Origin of the sequence: Curtobacterium sp. MMLR14_010 (assembly GCF_001865015.1) — a bacterium.
GTDB lineage: Bacteria > Actinomycetota > Actinomycetes > Actinomycetales > Microbacteriaceae > Curtobacterium.
The window spans coordinates 57,444-73,361 of sequence record NZ_MJGV01000090.1 but is presented as its reverse complement, the minus strand read 5'-3'; the positions used below and the strand labels follow the sequence as shown (position 1 = coordinate 73,361).

Sequence of the window (15,918 nt, the reverse complement as noted above, 5' to 3'; positions counted from 1 at the left end):
GGAGTCAATGCCTACTTCCTCGTAGGCTGGGCGCATGACGACGCGGCCGTTCCACCACGGGAACCTGCGAGCCGTCCTGCTCGAACAGGCCGAGTCGATGCTCCGCACCACCGGTACCGACGGGCTGTCGCTCCGAGAGCTCGCCCGCCAGGCAGGCGTGAGCCACGGTGCACCGCGGAGCCACTTCATCGACCGGCAGGCACTCCTCGACGCACTCGCCGAGCGCGGCTTCGACCGGCTGACGCGCGCGGTGCGGTCCGCCCTCGACGGCGCTGCGTCGGCCCGGGTGGGCTTCGACCGGGTCGCCGAGGCCTACGTCGACTTCGCCATCGAGGACGCTGCGCTGATGGAGCTGATGTTCGCCGCCAAGACGAGTGCACGACCCGGAGCCGTGCAGGACGCCGCCGGCCGGTTGTTCGGCGCGCTCGACGACACGATGGGCCCGTCAGGACCGGACGCGGACGAGACCGGGCGTGACACGTTCAAGATGCTGTTCGGAGCGACGATGCAGGGGATCGCGGCGCTCGTCGCGTCCGGTCGCATCGCCCGTGCGCAGGGTGACGTCCTGGTGTCCGAGGCGATGGCGATGCTGCTCGACTCGGAGCTCGGCGGCCGGGTCGTCACGCGGCACTGAGGGCCACCCTGCCTGCGAGGATGACGGCATGGGACACCGCGACGGTCGACGACGCCCGGACGTGACGACGGTCGAGATCATCGGCGGACCTGAGGCAGTGCACGTCGACCTGCTGCCGTACGACGAGCGCTGGCCTGCGGTGTTCGTCGAGCACCGGGATCGGATCCGGCAGGCGCTCGGCGCGGGTGCTGGGTCCGTCGGGATCGATCACATCGGGTCCACGGCCGTGCCGGGGCTCGCGGCGAAACCGATCGTCGACGTCCTGGTGACGGTGGACGACATCACCGCCGAGGAGGACCACGTCGAGCCGCTGCTGGTGGCGGGGTACGTGCTGCGCGTCCGCGAGCCCGGCCACCGGCTGGTCCGGACGACGGAGCGCACCGTCCACGTGCACGTCTACGAGCACGGCGCCCGCGCGGTCGAGGACTACCTGCTCTTCCGCGACCGGCTCCGGTCCGACGCTGCCGACCGGGCCCTGTACGAGGACACCAAGCGGGAGCTGTTCCGCCGACAGTGGGACGACATGAACGACTACGCGGACGCCAAGACCGAGGTGATCGAGGCAATCACGACTCGAGCGCGCGCGGGCCGCTGACCCTAGAGGGCGTGCGCCCCGAGCAGCATCCCCGCGACCCACGTCGCCGCCAGCGCGAGCGCCCCGCCGACGACCACCCGGGTGGCAGCGCGCCCACGACGCGCGCCGCCGAGCACCGCTCCCGTGACACCGGTGGCCGCCAGGGCGAGCAGCACGGCGACGACGACCACGGCAATCCGACTCGACGCCGGCGCCAGGACGGTCGCCAGGAAGGGCAGCAGCCCGCCGACGACGAACGTCGCCGCGGACACCCAGGCGGCACGCCACGGGCTCACGACCTCGTCGGCGGCGGCGCGCTCCTCGGCGGTCGTCCACGCCGCCCGGACCTCGGGGCGTGCGAGCTCCTCGGCGACCGAGGCCGCGACCGACTCGGACACCCCGAGCGCCCGGTACGCGGCGGCGACGTCGTCGTGCTGCTGCGCCACCGCGGCGCGTCGGGCTGCCGCCTCGGTCTGGCCGGTCCGCTGCGCGTCACGGGCACCGCTGACCGAGACGTACTCGCCGAGGGCCATCGACACGGCGCCGCCGACCAGCGCTGCTCCGCCGGCGGCGAGCACGGGGCCGATCGCGACGCCGGCCCCCGCGACACCGACGACGACGGCGGCCACGGACACGATGCCGTCGTTCGCGCCGAGCAGGCCGGCACGGAGCCAGTTGAGCCGCGCGGCACTCGTCGACTCCGCCGGTGACAGGGCGGGCAGTGCGGGGACGGTCGTGGTTGCCATGCGGACGAGCAAACACCCGGACGGCGCGCCTGTCCAGCCAGGCAAGGCTGTCCTGACCTGGGGTTTCCAGGTGAGGACAGCCTCACCTACCCCCGGTCGTGCGCCCGCAGGAACGCCACCTGTCGCTCCCAGTGCCGGAAGCCGCCGCCCTCGTGCCCGTTGTACGCGTACACCTCGATCTCGCGGTCTGTGGAGCCGAGCGCGTTGTACGCCGCGAAGGTGGTGCGCGGCGGGACGATCTCGTCCATGAGCGCGACGGAGAAGAGCGCGGGTGCGGTGATCCCGGCCGCGAAGTTCACCCCGTCGAGGTAGGACGCCGTCGTCCACACGGTCTCGGCCGCGTCCCGGTGCACGGCCAGGTAGCGGACCAGCTCCTGGTACGGGTCGCTCACCGCGACGAGCGCTCCGTGCTCCCAGTCGCAGAGGAACGCGACGTCGGGCATCACGGCGACGAGCGGTCCGACGTGGGCCTCGACGAGCGCGGCTGCGGCGATCGCGATGCCGCCGCCCTGGCTGCCACCGGTCAGGGCGATGCGGTCCGGATCGACACCGGGGAGCGTGCGGACCGCATCCACCAGTCGGACGGCATCGGTGAAGACCCTCCGGTAGTAGTGGTCGTCGGGCCGTTCGATGCCGCTGGTCATCCAGCCGCCGATGTGCGGGCCGGCACCGTGTGGGTCCGGGGTGTCCCCGCCGCCCCACCCGCTGCCCTGGCCGCGGGTGTCCATCACGACGTGGACGTACCCGGCGAGGGCCCAGGCCACCCGCTCCCCGGGTCGACCGCGTCCGCCGTTGTAGCCGAGGTACTCGACCACGACGGGCAGGTCGCCCTCGGCATCCACCGGTCGGGTGACCCAGGCACGCACGGGGTCCCCCGCGAAGCCCGGGAAGGTCAGGTCCTCGACCACGAGCCCGGTGACGGGCGTGTCAGCGGGCACCAGGGTCGGGGTGATGTCTCCACCGGCAGCGCGGGCCTCGGCGACGGTGTCGGCCCAGAACCGGTCGAAGTCCTCCGGTCGGCGGATGGTGGGACGGTGGTCGCGGAGTTCGTCGAGGGGCAGGTCGGTCAACGGCATGGTGGTGTCCTCCGGGGACGATCGAGCCCCCGGTGCCGTCGAGACGGCACCGGGGGCACGGGGATCGGGTGGTGCAGGGCTCAGCGCACCGCGTCGCGGTAGCGCTCGAGCACCTCGGGTCGCGGGTCCGCGGGCACCGTCGTCGTGGCGATGTCCCACGCGGGCAGTGCGCCGGTCAGCGCCCACGCCGCCTGGCGTGCGGCACCGGCGGCGACGTACTCGCCGGGTTCCGGCAGCTCGACGTCGCGACCGAACACCTGCGCCGCGATGGTCCGGACGGCCTCGTTGCGCGCGGCCCCGCCGATGAGCAGGAGCCGCTCGACGGTGACGCCGGTCGCCTCGACGGCGGCCAGGCCGTCCGCGAGCGCGCAGAGCATGCCCTCGAACGCCGCCCGCGCCAGGTGCTCCCGGTCAGTGGTCGCCGGGGTCATCCCGAGCAGGGACGCGGTGGCGTCCGGACGGTTCGGCGTGCGCTCGCCGACGAAGTACGGCACCAGGACGAGGCCGTCGGCCCCGGCCGGCGCCGCCAGCGCCAGTCGACCCAGCTCACCGTGGTCGACGCCGAGCAGGCCGCCGATCACCTCGAGCACGCGGGCCGCGTTGAGCGTCGTGACGATCGGGAGGCGCGCCCCCGTCGCGTCCGCGAAGCCCGCCACGGTCCCGCTCGGGTCCGCCAGCTCGGTGTCGGTGACGCCGAAGACGGTCCCGCTGGTCCCGAGGGACACCGCGACGTCGCCCGGGCCGAGCCCGAGGCCGAGTGCCGCGCCGGCGTTGTCGCCGGTGCCGGCCCCGACTTTGAGGCCGGCGCGGGCGACGGCGCCGCCCGGCAGGGTCACGTCGGCGTCGAGCGTGCCCATGACGGCGTCGGGAGCGACGACGCGGGGCACGACGACGGCGTCCGTGGACCCGTCACCGGCGACGCGCATCGGCCGACCGAGCGCGAGCTCGAACAGCTCGGCGTCGTAGGCCTTGCGGGCCGGGTCCCAGTACGCCGTGCCGCTGGCGTCGGAGCCGTCGGTCGCGAGGGCGTCGAGGTCCGGTCCGTTCGGGCTCTCGTCCGCGGGGCCGAAGCCGCGCAGCCGCCACGACAACCAGTCGTGGGGGAGCGCGACCGCTGCCACGCGGGCTGCGTTCTCCGGCTCCGCGTCGCGGAGCCAGCGCAGCTTCGTGCCGGTGAACGAGGCCACCGGGACCAGTCCCGTGCGGGCGACCCAGGCCTCCCGGCCGAGTTCCTCGACCATCTGCGCGGCCGCGTCGGCGCTGCGGACGTCGTTCCAGAGGAGGGCGTCGCGGACGACGCGACCCTCGGAGTCGAGCGCGACCATGCCGTGCTGCTGGCCGGCGACCGCGACGGCGGCGACGTCGTCGAACCCGCCGGCGTCCGCGATCGCGGTGCCGAGGGCGTCCCACCAGTGGCGGGGGTCGACCGACGTGCCGTCCGGGTGGGACGCACGACCCTCACGGACCACGGCGCCGGTGACGGCATCGCGGATCGTGACCTTGCAGGACTGGGTCGACGAGTCGACCCCTGCCACCAGGTCAGCCACGAGCGCCCATCAGGTGCTCGAGTGCGAGCTGCTGGAGCCGGACGAAGCCGAAGCCCTTGCCACCGAAGTACGCGTCGGCGTCGAAGTCCTCGTACGCGGAACGGTCGGCGAGGAACGCGTCGTAGGTCTCGCCCTCGTTGAGCGTCGGCGTGCTCAGCTCGGGCACCTTGGAGGCCTCGAGCGCTGCCTGGACCTCGGGGTCGGCGCGGAAGGCCTGGGCGCGCTCCTTGAGCAGCAGGTACATGCGCATGTTCGCGGCGGCGGAGTCCCAGACACCGGAGAAGTCCTCGGTGCGGCTCGGCTTGTAGTCGAAGTGGCGCGGGCCGTCGTACGCGACGCCGCCCTCGGGAGAGCCGTGCTCGAGCAGGTCGACGAGTGAGAACGCGTTCTGCAGGTCGCCGTGACCGAAGACGAGGTCCTGGTCGTACTTGATGCCGCGCTGACCGTTGAGGTCGATGTGGAAGAGCTTGCCCGAGTAGAGGGCCTGGGCGATGCCGGCCGTGAAGTTCAGGCCCGCCATCTGCTCGTGGCCGACCTCGGGGTTCACACCGAAGAGCTCGGGGCGCTCGAGCGTGTCGATGAAGGCGATCGCGTGGCCGAGCGTCGGCAGCAGGATGTCGCCGCGGGGCTCGTTCGGCTTCGGCTCGATCGCGAAGCGGATGTCGTAGCCCTTGTCGGTGACGTACTGCGCGAGCAGGTCGACCGACTCCTTGTAGCGGGAGAGCGCGGCCTGCACGTCCTTGGCGCTGTCGTACTCGGCGCCCTCGCGGCCACCCCACATGACGAACGTCTTCGCGCCGAGCTCGGCGGCGAGGTCGACGTTGCGGAAGACCTTGCGGAGCGCGAACCGGCGGACCTGACGGTCGTTCGAGGTGAAGCCGCCGTCCTTGAAGACCGGGGCGGAGAACAGGTTGGTCGTGACCATCGGCACGATGATGCCGGTGGACTCGAGCGCGCCCTTGAGGCGGTCGATCTGCTTCTGTCGTTCGGCGTCGGTCGAACCGAACGCGAACAGGTCGTCGTCGTGGAAGGTGAGGCCGTAGGCCCCGAGCTCGTCGAGCTTCTCGACCCCCTCGACCACGTCGAGCGGGGGTCGTGTCGGACCGCCGAAGGGGTCCGAGCCGTTGTATCCGATGGTCCAGAGACCGAAGGAGAACTTGTCTTCGCGGGTGGGCGTCGTCGCCATGGTGTGTCACCGTTCGTCGTCGAACAAAATGTTGCCGCGCCCAACATAAGCGGTAGGGTGGATCGTGGCAAGCACGTGATCGCAAAGGAGCGAACGGATGACACGCAGACCCCTCCGGGTGGCGATGATCGGGCACGGCTTCATGGGAGCCGCGCACTCACAGGCGTGGCGGACGGCGCCCCGGTTCTTCCCCCTCGACGCCGAACCCGAGATGACCGTGGTCGTCGGACGTGATCCCGACCGGACCGAAGCAGCCCGGGCGCAGTACGGCTGGCAGCGCGCCTCGACCGACTGGCGTGCCGTCGTGGCCGACCCCGACATCGACGTGGTCGACATCGTGTCGCCCGGCTCTTCGCACGTCGAGGTCGCCATCGCCGCGCTGCGGGCCGGCAAGCACGTGCTCTGCGAGAAGCCCCTCGCCAACACCGTCGACGAGGCCGAGGCGATGGTCGACGCCGCCCGCGCTGCGCGCGAGGACGGCGTCCGCGCGATGGTCGGGTTCAGCTACCGCCGCGTTCCGGCGATCGCGTTCGCACGCCAGCTGGTGCAGGACGGGAGGATCGGGACGGTCCGCCAGGTCCGCGCGCTGTACCTGCAGGACTGGTTGACCGACGAGGAGGGCCCGATGACGTGGCGGCTGGACAAGGCACTCGCCGGCTCCGGGTCGCTCGGCGACATCGGTGCGCACGCGATCGACCTCGCCGAGCACGTCACGGGCGCACAGCTGTCGACCGTGTCCGGCACGCTCGAGACCTTCGTCCACGAACGCCCCCTGCTGGCCGACGGCGTGGGACTCTCCGGCACGGCCTCGACCGAACGCGGGCAGGTCACCGTCGACGACGCCGCGTTCTTCCTCGGACGCCTGACCGGCGGCAGCGCGGACGGTGCGATCGGCACGTTCGAGGCCACCCGCTACGCGACCGGACGCAAGAACGGACTGACCCTCGAGGTCTCCGGGTCCACCGGTGCGATCCAGTTCGACCTCGAGTCGATGAACGAGATCCGCCTGTACGAGTCGTCAGCCCCCGCGGGCGAGCAGGGCTTCCGACGCATCCTCGTCACCGAGCCCGAGCACCCGTACATGGCGGCCTGGTGGCCCACCGGGCACCTCATCGGGTACGAGCACACCTTCAGCCACCAGGTGAAGGACTTCGTCGACGCGATCACGGGCGGCACCGACCCGTCGCCGTCGTTCGAGGACGGTCTGCACGTGCAGCGCGTGCTCGACGCCGTCGAACGCAGCGCCGCCGACGGCAGCAGCTGGACGGCCGTCCCGTGACCGACGACACGACCGCGACCGACCCCACGACCACAGCCCACCAGGAGGGCACCATGGCACGCCACGCACTCGTCGTCCGCGGAGGATGGGACGGACACCAACCCGTCGAGACCACGGACGTCTTCATCCCCTTCCTCCGCGACAACGGCTTCGACGTCCGCGTCGAGGACTCCACCGCCGTGTACGCCGACGACGCCGTGATGGCCGAGGTCGACCTCGTCGTGCAGGTCAACACCATGACGACCATCGCGGACGACGAGTTCGCCGGCCTGCAGCGCGCGGTCCTCGCCGGCACCGGGCTCGCCGGCTGGCACGGCGGCATCGCGGACGCCTACCGCTCCAACGCGGACTACCTGCACATGATCGGCGGCCAGTTCGCCCACCACGCGGGCAAGCACCCCGACGAGCGCATCGGCGAGCAGTCCGACAACTACGTGCCGTACACCGTGCACATGACGGACCTCGGCCACGAGCACCCGATCACCCAGGGCATCGAGGACTTCGACCTGGTCACCGAGCAGTACTGGGTGCTCAGCGACGAGTACAACGACGTGCTCGCGACCACCACACAGGACGCCCGCCCGTGGGACGCCTGGAACCGGCCGGTCACCGCGCCGGCGATCTGGACCCGCCAGTGGGGGAAGGGCCGTGTCTTCGTCTCCGCCCCCGGACACCGGGTGGAGATCGTCGAGTCCGAGCCCGTCCGCACCATCATCGAGAGGGGACTCCTGTGGGCAGCACGATGAACGTCGGCATGGTCGGCGTCGGGAACATCAGCAAGCAGTACCTCGAGCACTTCCCGAGCCTGCCGAACCTCCGCCTGACCGCGGTCGCCGACCTCGACACCGAGCGTGCCGCGGCCGTCGCCGCCGAGCAGGGCGTCCTGGCGCTCGGCGTCGACGAGCTCCTCGCGCACGACGACGTCGACGTCGTCCTCAACCTGACGATCCCGGCCGCACACGCCGACGTCGCCGGGCGGGCGCTCGCCGCGGGCAAGCACGTCTACGGCGAGAAGCCCCTGGCGCTCTCGACGGCCGAGGCCACCCCGGTGCTCGAGCAGGCCCGCGCCGCCGGGCTCCGGGTCGGCAGCGCGCCCGACACCGTCCTCGGCACCGGGATCCAGACCGCCAGGGCCGCGCTCGACGACGGCCTGATCGGCACCCCGCTCGGCGCCGCGGTGTCGTGGAGTGCCCCCGGCCACGAGCTCTGGCACCCGGCGCCCGGCTTCTACTACCAGCCGGGCGGGGGTCCGCTCCTCGACATGGGCCCGTACTACCTGACGAGCCTCGTCACGTTCTTCGGCCCGGTCGTCCGTGTGAGCGGCAGCACGACCCGGTCCACCCGGGAGCGCACGATCGCCAACGGTCCTGGCGCGGGCACCGTGCTGCCGGTCGACGTCGACACCCACGTCGTCGCGATCCTCGAGCACGAGGGCGGCGTGGTCTCCACCGTGACGCTGTCGTTCGAGGTCTGGGCCACCCAGAGCCCGCTCTTCGAGGTGTACGGCACCGCCGGCACCCTCGAGGTGGCCGACCCGAACCGGTTCTCCGACCCGGTGCGCATCGCCACCGCGGACGACCGTGAATGGCGCGAACTGCCCGTGGGCGCCGGGTACCAGGACGCCGGCCGCGGGTACGGGCTGTCCGACCTGGCCCGGGCCGTCGAGACCGACCGCGAGCACCGGGCCTCCGGCGACCTCGCGTTCCACGTCCTCGACGTGATGGAGGCGATCACCACCGCCGGCCGCGACCACACCGTCGTGACCGTCGGGTCGCGTGTCGACCGACCGGCCCCGGTGGCCGCCGGAACCCGACCGGAGTCCTGGTGAGTGCCGTGGCGGACGCGGGGCGAGCCTCCCGTCCGGTCACGCTGTTCACCGGACAGTGGGCCGACCTGCCGTTCGAGGAGGTCGCGCGACTGGCCGGGGAGTGGGGCTACGACGGCCTGGAGATCGCCTGCTGGGGCGACCACCTCGACGTCCGGCGCGCCGCCACGGACCCGGCGTACGTCGCCGACCGGCAGCGCATCCTGCGGGAGAACGGCCTCGGCGTCTGGACGATCGCGAACCACCTGGTCGGACAGGCCGTGTGCGACGACCCGATCGACGCCAGGCACGAGGACATCCTGCCGCCGCACGTGTGGGGCGACGGTGACCCCGAGGGCGTCCGACAGCGCGCCGCCGAGGAGCTGCAGTGGACCGCCCGTGCCGCCGCCGCGCTCGGTGTCGACACCGTCACCGGGTTCTCCGGGTCCTCGATCTGGAAGACCGTCGCCGGGTTCCCGCCCGTGCCACCCGCGATGATCGACGCCGGGTACCAGGACTTCCACGACCGCTGGTCACCGGTCCTCGACGTGTTCGAGGAGGTCGGGGTGCGGTACGCGCTCGAGGTGCACCCGTCCGAGATCGCCTACGACTACTGGACGGCCAAGCGGACCCTGGAAGTCTTCGCCGACCGCCCCGCGTTCGGCTTCAACTTCGACCCGTCGCACTTCGTCTGGCAGGACCTCGACCCCGCCGCCTTCCTGCTCGACTTCGCCGACCGGGTGTACCACGTGCACTGCAAGGAGTCGGTGAAGCAGCTCGACGGTCGCAACGGACGCCTCGGCAGCCACCTGCCGTGGGGCGACCCGCGCCGGGGCTGGGACTTCGTGACCGCCGGACACGGGGACGTGCCCTGGGAACGGGTGTTCCGCGTGCTGAACCACATCGGGTACACCGGGCCGACCAGCGTCGAGTGGGAGGACGCGGGCATGGACCGGCTCGTCGGCGGTCCCGAGGCGCTGGCGTTCGTGCGGCGGCTCGGCACCATCGCACCGCCGGACGCCTCGTTCGACGCCGCGTTCTCCCGGTCGCGCTGAGGCTCCGCGTGCCGACCGACGTCCCCCGGCGGAACACCGCCCGCGTGCTCCGCATCGTCCACGAGGACGGCCCGCTCACCCGGGCCGACCTCACCCGCCTGACCGGCCTGAACCGCTCGACCACGCTGGCGCTGGTCGGGGAGCTCGTCGACCTCGGGTTGGTGGGGGAGGACCTGGACGGCGGTGCGGCCGCCGGGGCGGGCGGCGACGCGACGGCGGCCGGGGCCGGGGCCAGGACGGCAACCGGCGCTTCGCTGTCGGCCGGCACCACACCGGCACCCGCGCCCGGCACCGGCCGCGGTCGACCGAGCCCGACCGTCCGCGCCTCCGCTGACGTCGTCGCGGCCGCGGTCACCGTGGAGATCGACGCCGTCACCGTGGCGCTCGTCGGCCTCGACGGCTCCATCCGCGTGCGCGTCACCGAGCACACCGCCGAGCGACCCACCGCCCACGAGGCCGTCCGGCTCGTCGCCGCCCTGCTCGACGGCCTGCACGAGGAGCTCGTCGGCCTCCGCCTGGTCGGCATCGGCGTCGCGATCCCCGGCACGGTCCGCGTCGAGGACGGCCTGGTCCGGTACGCCCCGCACCTCGGCTGGCGCGACGAGCCCTTCGCGGAACCCCTCGCCGCCGCCACCGGGCACCCCGTCCGGGTCGCGAACGACGCCAACCTCGGTGCCCGGGCGGAGCACCTGTACGGCAGCGGCCGGGGCGTCCGCGACCTCATCTACCTCAACGGCGGCGCGAGCGGCATCGGTGGCGGCGTGATCAGCGCCGGCCGACCGCTCAACGGTGCCGACGGGTACGCGGGCGAGATGGGCCACACCTTCGTCGCCGCGAACGGCATCCGCTGCCACTGCGGCGCGATCGGGTGCCTGGAGACCGAGGCCTCCCGTGCGGCGCTCGTCGCCGTCACCGGGGTCCCCGCCGACGACCTGCAGGCGCTCGCGGCGGCGCTGGCCGAGGACGCGGCGCGGGCCGACACCGCGACGCCGGCCGACGCCGGAGCGCTCCCCGACGGGCCATCCGCGATCACGCGCGTCGTCGACCGGCAGGTGGCAGCGCTGGCCACCGGGCTCCGCAACGCCATCCACACCGTGAACCCCGCGGTCGTCGTCCTCGGTGGGTTCCTCGGCGTGCTGCTCGGGCACGTGGGGGACCGCATCGTCACCGCCGTGCGGGAGCAGTCGATGGCCGCCATGGCCGACCGCGTCCGCATCGTCCCCGCCGCCCTCGGCCGGGACGTCCTGCTCCGCGGAGCCGCCGAGATCGGCTTCCGCGACCTCCTCGACGACCCCACCCGGGTCGCCGACACCGACCCGACCGGCCACCCGGCCCGGGTCGCCGACACCGACCCGACCGGCCACCCGCCCCGGGTCGCCGACACCGACCCGACCGGCCACCCCACCCGGGCCGCCGACACCGACCCGACCGGCCACCCCACCCGGGTCGCCACCACGCACCAGAGAGCGAGCACCGCATGAGCACCACCGACACCCAGCGCGTCAGCGTCCTGCAGGGCCAGGACGCCCTCACCGTCGAGGACCGCCCCGTCCCCGCCGTCGACCCCGGCGACGTGCTCGTCCAGGTCGCGGCGGTCGGCGTCTGCGGCTCCGACGTGCACTACTTCCGCCACGGCCGCATCGGCGACTTCGTCGTGGAGGAGCCCCTCGTCCTCGGCCACGAGCTCTCCGGCACGATCACCGCCGTCGGCGAGGGCGTCGACGCCGCCCGCATCGGGGAGCGCGTCGCCGTCGAGCCGCAGCGCCCCTGCCACCGCTGCGCTCAGTGCCTGGCCGGCCGCTACAACCTCTGCCCGCACATGCGCTTCTACGCGACGCCGCCGGTCGACGGCGCCTTCGCCGAGTACGTCACCATCGAGGCCGAGTTCGCCCACCCGCTGCCCGACTCCGTGTCGTTCGAGGCCGGCGCCCTCCTGGAACCGCTCTCCGTCGCCATCGCCGCGGTCCGCAAAGCGCGGATCGTCCCCGGCTCCTCGGTCCTCATCGCCGGTGCCGGTCCGATCGGCATCATCTGCGCCCAGACCGCCAAGGCCTTCGGCGCCAGCCGCATCGTCGTCAGCGACCTCGTCGCCGAGCGGCGTGAGCGGGCACTGTCCTACGGTGCCACCGAGGTCGTCGACCCCACCGTCGTGTCGGTCGCGTCCGACATCGTCCCCGTCGACGCCTTCATCGACGCCAGCGGTGCACCCCGCGCGGTCTCCGACGGCATCAAGGCCGTCGGACCCGCCGGCGCCGCCGTCCTGGTCGGCCTCGGCAACTCCGAGATGAGCCTGCCCGTCGAGCACATCCAGAACCTCGAGGTCACGGTCACCGGCATCTTCCGCTACACCGGCACGTGGCCGGTCGCGATCGAGCTGGTCGCCTCCGGCCAGATCGACCTCGACTCGTTGGTCACCGGGCGCTTCGGCCTCGACGACGTGCGCGAGGCCCTCGAGAGCGACACCGACCCCGACTCCCTGAAGTCCGTGGTCTACCCCGGCGGCGTCCCCGCAGCCTGACGCGCCCACCCACGCCGTCGAGGGAGCAGCAATCGTCGGGTCGCCTGAACGCACCCGACGATTCCTGCTCCCTCGATCGGTGGCCGCACCACTCACCGGACGGGAGGCTCGGTGCCAGCCCGCCCCGAGCCTCCCGTCCGGCGCGCGCCCCGGACCGGGGCCACCCCCGCGCCACCGGGACGCGCTACGGTTCGCGCATGACCGTCGCTCCACCGCCGCAGCGCACCGATCGTCGCGCCCTCGTCTCCTGGGCGCTCTGGGACTGGGGATCGGCGGCGTTCAACGCCGTCGTCACGACCTTCGTGTTCAGCACCTACCTGGCGAGCCGCGCGTTCGTCGACCCGGCGCTCGTCGCGGCCGAGGACTCCTCCGCGGCCGCGAAGCAGGCCGTCCAGGACCAGCTCGCGCACAACGCCACCGTCGTCTCGACCGCGCTGACGATCGCCGGCATCGTCGTCGCCCTGGTCGCTCCCGCGGTCGGCCGGTTGGCGGACTCCTCCGGCCACCGTCGCCGCTCCGTGCTCGTCGCCACGATCGGCGTCGCCCTGTCGATCGGCGCGATGGTCTTCGTCGCCCCGAGCCAGCCGCTCCTGGTGCTCGGCGCCGCCCTCATCGGCATCGGGACGGTCGCGTACGAGATCGCGTGCGTCGGCTACAACGCCATGCTCAGCCAGGTCGCCCCGGGGCGCACGACCGGCCGCGTGTCGGCGATCGGCTGGGCCGCCGGGTACTTCGGCGGCATCGTGCTGCTCGTCGTGCTCCTGGTCCTCTGCATCCAGGACTTCGGCGCCGGCGACACGGCGGGCCTGCTCGACCTGCCCGCGACGGTCGCCTCTGGGCAGTGGGACGTCCGCGTGGCCATCGGCATCGCCGCCGTCTGGCTGGCCGTGAGCTCGATCCCGCTGTTCCTCGTCGTGCCCGAGGCCGAGCGCGACCCCGCCCGCGCCGGCACCCTGCTGTCCGCGTACCGGGACCTCGGGCGGGACGTCGCCCGGCTCTGGCGTGAGCGGCGCAACGTCCTGGCGTTCCTCGTGGCCAGCGCGGTGTTCCGCGACGGTGTCGGCGCGGTGTTCACCTTCGGCGGGATCATCGCCGCGCAGGTCTTCGGCTTCAGCGCGTCCCAGGTCATCCTGTTCGCCATCGCCGCGAACATCGTCGCCGGCATCGCCACCTTCGCGTCCGGCCGGCTGGACGACCGCTACGGCTCCCGCGCGCTCATCATGGTGTCGCTCGTCGGTCTGGCGGTGTGCGGGACGACGGTGCTCTTCGTCGGCAGTGCGCCCGCCGGGTTCTGGGTGCTCGGGCTCGCGCTGTGCGTGTTCGTCGGGCCGGTGCAGGCGTCCTCGCGCTCGTACCTGACGCGGCTCGCGACGCCCGGCCGCGAGGGTGAGCTCTTCGGCCTCTACGCCACCACCGGCCGCGCGGCGTCGTTCATCGCCCCCGCGATGTTCGGCCTCGCCGTGACCGTCGGGGGGTCCACCCGCTTCGGGATCATCGGCGTCGTGGTGGTCCTGGTCGCCGGCCTGGTGCTGATGGCCTTCGTCAAGCCCGAGCCCCGGGTCCCCGCCGCGGCCTGACCCGCGGGCGTGCACGCCGCGCGGAGCCCTTGCCCGACTCGGAACGACAAACTCGCTGTCGCACGACCTCGACGGTGTCGCGGCTCCCTCGGGCCCAGGCACTGCGCGACAAACTCGCTGTCGTACGACCTCGACGTTGTCGCACATGCGCACGCATCTGCCGACACGGCGGCGGTCGTTCGACGCGTGCGGTGTCGGAACATGCGCACGCGGTCGATGCGTCTCACCGCACCCTTCCCGACTCGGAACGACAAGACCGCTGTCGTACGACCTCGACGTTGTCGCGGCGACCCCGGGCCCAGACACTGCGCGACAAGACCGCTGTCGTACGACCTCGACGGTGTCGCTGCCGGGGAGCGGCAGGCCACCGGACGGGAGGCTCGGTGCCGGACGCGGGGCGAGCCTCCCGTCCGGTGGGTGGTGGCGTTGGTGCGCGCTGGCCGGGTGGGCCAGGATGGGGACATGACCGACCAGCGGATCGCCGTCGTCGTCCTCGCCGCCGGGCAGGGCACACGCATGAAGTCCTCCACGCCCAAGGTGCTGCACCGGCTCGCCGGGCTGCCGCTCGTCGCGCACGTCCTGCGCACGGCCGAGTCGCTCGCGCCGGAGCACGTCGTGGTCGTGGTGCGGCACGAGCGCGAGCGTGTCGCCGCCGAGGTGTCCGAGCGCATGCCGGACGCGATCGTGGTGGACCAGGACGACGTCCCGGGCACCGGACGCGCCGTGGAGGTCGCGGTCGCCGCGCTGCCCGCCGGGTTCGACGGGGCGGTCATCGTGCTCTCGGGTGACGTCCCGCTGCTGGACCGGCCGAGCCTGCGCGCGCTGGTCGACGCCCACGGCGTGGCCGGCAACGCCGTCACCTTCGTCAGCGCCATCGCGCCGGACCCGACCGGCCTCGGGCGGATCCTGCGCGATGCGGACGGCGCCTTCGCGGGGGTCGTCGAGCACAAGGACGCGACCGAGGACCAGCGCGCGATCACCGAGACGAACGCGGGCATCTACGCGTTCGACGTGACGCACCTGCGCGAGGTGCTGCCGTCGATCACGACCCAGAACGCCCAGGGCGAGATGTACATCACCGACGCCCCGGCCCTGATCCAGGCACGCGGTGGGCGCATCGACGTCGTGACGCTGCCGGACCCGTGGCTCGTCGCCGGCATCAACGACCGTGCCCAGCTCGCCGACGCGGCCCGGGTGCTCAACGACCGGATCGTCCGACGCCACCAGCTCGCCGGCGTCGCCATCCAGGACCCGACCTCGACGTGGATCGACCTCGACGTGACGATCGAGGCGGACGCCGAGATCCTCCCCGACACGCAGCTCATCGGTGCGACCGCCATCGCTGCCGGAGCCGTCGTGGGCCCGGGCACGACCCTCCGCGACACCGAGGTCGGTGTCGGGGCGACGGTCAACCGCGTCGACGCCACGCTCGCCGTGATCGGCGACGGCGCCTCGGTCGGGCCGTTCGCGTACCTGCGGCCGGGCACGGTCCTCGGCGACCAGGGCAAGATCGGCACCTTCGTCGAGACGAAGAACGCGCGGATCGGGCGGGGCAGCAAGGTCCCGCACCTGTCCTACATCGGTGACGCCGAGGTGGGCGAGGACTCGAACATCGGGGCCAACACGATCACTGCGAACTACGACGGCGTGCACAAGCACCGCACCGAGGTCGGGTCGAACGTCCGCACCGGCTCGCACAACGTGTTCGTCGCCCCGGTTAGGATTGGGGACGGGGCGTACACGGGTGCAGGGACGACAGTCCGCAAGGACGTCCCTGCCGGATCGCTCGCGATCAGCTACGCCCCTCAGCGCAACACCGACGACTGGGTCCAGGAACACCGACCCGGCACGCCGGCGGCCGAGGCGGCTCGGCGCGCGCGAGGCGCATGACACCTTGACGGCCACCCGCCGTCACACGAGGG

Annotated in this window: 14 protein-coding genes; 10 read left to right on the top strand and 4 right to left on the bottom strand. The window is 72.9% G+C overall.

The features are described 5' to 3' along the window. The first annotated feature begins 34 nt into the window (after positions 1-34). Positions 35-634 (top strand): TetR/AcrR family transcriptional regulator, encoded by a 600-nt coding sequence (locus BIU98_RS17405; protein WP_071279382.1) that lies wholly within the window; start codon positions 35-37, stop codon positions 632-634. Positions 635-662: 28 nt separating this feature from the next. Beyond that, the gene (locus BIU98_RS17400) at positions 663-1,229 is read left to right on the top strand and encodes a GrpB family protein (protein ID WP_071279379.1); all 567 of its coding nucleotides are present in this window, start codon (positions 663-665) and stop codon (positions 1,227-1,229) included. 2 nt (positions 1,230-1,231) lie between these two features. Here BIU98_RS17400 and BIU98_RS17395 read toward each other — a convergent pair whose 3' ends face one another. The 4 genes from BIU98_RS17395 to xylA all read right to left on the bottom strand — a co-directional run bounded on the left by BIU98_RS17395 (position 1,232) and on the right by xylA (position 5,763). Continuing rightward, positions 1,232-1,954: a VIT1/CCC1 transporter family protein gene (locus BIU98_RS17395; protein WP_071279377.1), complete on the bottom strand. Its 723-nt coding sequence runs from the start codon at positions 1,952-1,954 to the stop codon at positions 1,232-1,234. A gap of 86 nt (positions 1,955-2,040) precedes the next feature. Beyond that, the gene (locus BIU98_RS17390) at positions 2,041-3,030 is read right to left on the bottom strand and encodes an acetylxylan esterase (protein ID WP_071279374.1); all 990 of its coding nucleotides are present in this window, start codon (positions 3,028-3,030) and stop codon (positions 2,041-2,043) included. A gap of 80 nt (positions 3,031-3,110) precedes the next feature. Beyond that, on the bottom strand, positions 3,111-4,577 hold the full coding sequence (gene xylB / locus BIU98_RS17385; protein ID WP_254788011.1) for a xylulokinase: 1,467 nt from the start codon (positions 4,575-4,577) through the stop codon (positions 3,111-3,113). After that, positions 4,570-5,763: a xylose isomerase gene (gene xylA, locus BIU98_RS17380; protein WP_071279372.1), complete on the bottom strand. Its 1,194-nt coding sequence runs from the start codon at positions 5,761-5,763 to the stop codon at positions 4,570-4,572. The genes xylB and xylA overlap by 8 nt, the downstream gene beginning before the upstream one ends. Positions 5,764-5,860: 97 nt before the next feature. On the opposite strand from xylA, the gene BIU98_RS17375 reads away from it, so the two are divergent. The 8 genes from BIU98_RS17375 to glmU all read left to right on the top strand — a co-directional run bounded on the left by BIU98_RS17375 (position 5,861) and on the right by glmU (position 15,886). After that, on the top strand, positions 5,861-7,042 hold the full coding sequence (locus tag BIU98_RS17375) for a Gfo/Idh/MocA family protein (protein ID WP_071279370.1): 1,182 nt from the start codon (positions 5,861-5,863) through the stop codon (positions 7,040-7,042). A gap of 53 nt (positions 7,043-7,095) precedes the next feature. Next, positions 7,096-7,788, top strand: coding sequence for a ThuA domain-containing protein (locus BIU98_RS17370; RefSeq protein ID WP_071279449.1), 693 nt, complete (start codon positions 7,096-7,098; stop codon positions 7,786-7,788). Beyond that, positions 7,773-8,870 carry a Gfo/Idh/MocA family protein gene (locus tag BIU98_RS17365; protein WP_071279368.1) on the top strand — a complete coding sequence of 366 codons (1,098 nt, stop codon included), beginning with the start codon at positions 7,773-7,775 and terminating at the stop codon, positions 8,868-8,870. Before BIU98_RS17370 ends, BIU98_RS17365 begins: the two co-directional genes overlap by 16 nt. Then, entirely contained in the window at positions 8,867-9,901 is a 1,035-nt protein-coding gene (locus tag BIU98_RS17360) for a sugar phosphate isomerase/epimerase (protein WP_254788009.1), read from the top strand. The genes BIU98_RS17365 and BIU98_RS17360 overlap by 4 nt, the downstream gene beginning before the upstream one ends. 8 nt (positions 9,902-9,909) lie before the next feature. After that, positions 9,910-11,382 (top strand): ROK family transcriptional regulator, encoded by a 1,473-nt coding sequence (locus tag BIU98_RS17355; RefSeq protein WP_071279366.1) that lies wholly within the window; start codon positions 9,910-9,912, stop codon positions 11,380-11,382. Continuing rightward, positions 11,379-12,419, top strand: a complete 1,041-nt coding sequence (locus BIU98_RS17350) for an NAD(P)-dependent alcohol dehydrogenase (RefSeq protein WP_071279364.1) — start codon at positions 11,379-11,381, stop codon at positions 12,417-12,419. Before BIU98_RS17355 ends, BIU98_RS17350 begins: the two co-directional genes overlap by 4 nt. A gap of 197 nt (positions 12,420-12,616) precedes the next feature. Next, positions 12,617-13,996, top strand: a complete 1,380-nt coding sequence (locus BIU98_RS17345) for an MFS transporter (protein WP_071279362.1) — start codon at positions 12,617-12,619, stop codon at positions 13,994-13,996. A 462-nt stretch (positions 13,997-14,458) separates the two neighbouring features. Next, positions 14,459-15,886 carry a bifunctional UDP-N-acetylglucosamine diphosphorylase/glucosamine-1-phosphate N-acetyltransferase GlmU gene (glmU, locus tag BIU98_RS17340; RefSeq protein WP_071279360.1) on the top strand — a complete coding sequence of 476 codons (1,428 nt, stop codon included), beginning with the start codon at positions 14,459-14,461 and terminating at the stop codon, positions 15,884-15,886. The last annotated feature ends 32 nt before the right edge of the window (positions 15,887-15,918 follow it).

Coding starts and splice junctions, on each gene's coding strand:
- BIU98_RS17405 (WP_071279382.1), top strand. CDS start 35: ATGACGACGCGGCCGTTCCACCACGGGAACCTGCGAGCCGTCCTGCTC.
- BIU98_RS17400 (WP_071279379.1), top strand. CDS start 663: ATGGGACACCGCGACGGTCGACGACGCCCGGACGTGACGACGGTCGAG.
- BIU98_RS17395 (WP_071279377.1), bottom strand. CDS start 1,954: ATGGCAACCACGACCGTCCCCGCACTGCCCGCCCTGTCACCGGCGGAG.
- BIU98_RS17390 (WP_071279374.1), bottom strand. CDS start 3,030: ATGCCGTTGACCGACCTGCCCCTCGACGAACTCCGCGACCACCGTCCC.
- xylA (WP_071279372.1), bottom strand. CDS start 5,763: ATGGCGACGACGCCCACCCGCGAAGACAAGTTCTCCTTCGGTCTCTGG.
- BIU98_RS17375 (WP_071279370.1), top strand. CDS start 5,861: ATGACACGCAGACCCCTCCGGGTGGCGATGATCGGGCACGGCTTCATG.
- BIU98_RS17370 (WP_071279449.1), top strand. CDS start 7,096: ATGGCACGCCACGCACTCGTCGTCCGCGGAGGATGGGACGGACACCAA.
- BIU98_RS17350 (WP_071279364.1), top strand. CDS start 11,379: ATGAGCACCACCGACACCCAGCGCGTCAGCGTCCTGCAGGGCCAGGAC.
- BIU98_RS17345 (WP_071279362.1), top strand. CDS start 12,617: ATGACCGTCGCTCCACCGCCGCAGCGCACCGATCGTCGCGCCCTCGTC.
- glmU (WP_071279360.1), top strand. CDS start 14,459: ATGACCGACCAGCGGATCGCCGTCGTCGTCCTCGCCGCCGGGCAGGGC.